This is a genomic window from Streptomyces sp. NPDC002004, from assembly GCF_053593975.1.
Genome location: NZ_JBSFDP010000085.1, coordinates 1 through 1,012, shown reverse-complemented (window position 1 = coordinate 1,012; position 1,012 = coordinate 1). Strand labels below are relative to the sequence as shown.

The 1,012-nt window shown below is 65.9% G+C and carries 1 protein-coding gene; it reads right to left on the bottom strand.

What is annotated here, in order from left to right; all coding sequences use genetic code 11:
* On the bottom strand, positions 1 to 1,012 hold a 1,012-nt coding region (locus ACWCP6_RS37230; protein ID WP_450937096.1), incomplete at both ends, for a (Fe-S)-binding protein.

The window sequence follows — 1,012 nt, the reverse complement described above, 5'->3', positions numbered from 1 at the left end:
CAGGTCGCGACGATCTTCTTCGCCGACTTCGGCTTCTTGGTCGATGCGTCCTCGTCGTCCTCGCCGAAGGCCATGTTCAGCGCGGCGACGTTCTCCATGCCGAGCTCCTGGAACAGGGGCTCGTTGCCCAGACGGCGGGCGGAGTCACCGGTGCACTTCTCGTCCCCGCCCATGATCGCGAACTTCACGCCCGCGATGTGCAGCAGCTCCGCGAAGGCCTTGGTGGTCTTCTTCGCCCGGTCCTCCAGAGCACCGGCGCAGCCGACCCAGTACAGGTACTCGACCTCCGAGAGGTCCTCGATGTCCCTGCCGACGACCGGGATCTCGAAGTCGACCTCCTTGGTCCACTCCAGGCGCTGCTTCTTCGCCAGGCCCCAGGGGTTGCCCTTCTTCTCCAGGTTCTTCAGCATCGTGCCCGCCTCGGACGGGAACGCCGACTCGATCATCACCTGGTAACGGCGCATGTCGACGATGTGGTCGACATGCTCGATGTCGACGGGGCACTGCTCGACACACGCACCGCACGTCGTGCACGACCACAGCACGTCCGGGTCGATGACGCCGTTCTCCTCCACCGTGCCGATCAGCGGACGCTCCGCCTCCGCCAGCGCCGCGGCCGGAACATCCTGCAGCGCCTCGGCGGACGCCTTCTCCTCGCCCTCCATCGACTTGCCGCCACCGGCCAGCAGGTACGGAGCCTTGGCATGCGCGTGATCACGCAGCGACATGATCAGCAGCTTCGGCGACAGCGGCTTGCCCGTGTTCCACGCCGGACACTGCGACTGACACCGCCCGCACTCCGTACAGGTGGAGAAGTCCAGCAGACCCTTCCAGGAGAACTGCTCGACCTGCGAGACACCGAACACGTCGTCCTCACCGGGATCGGTGAAGTCGATCGCCTTCCCGCCCGACGTCATCGGCTGCAGCCCACCCAGCGCCGTACCGCCGTCCGCCTCCCGCTTGAACCAGATATTCGGAAACGCCAGGAACCGATGCCACGCCACACCCATGT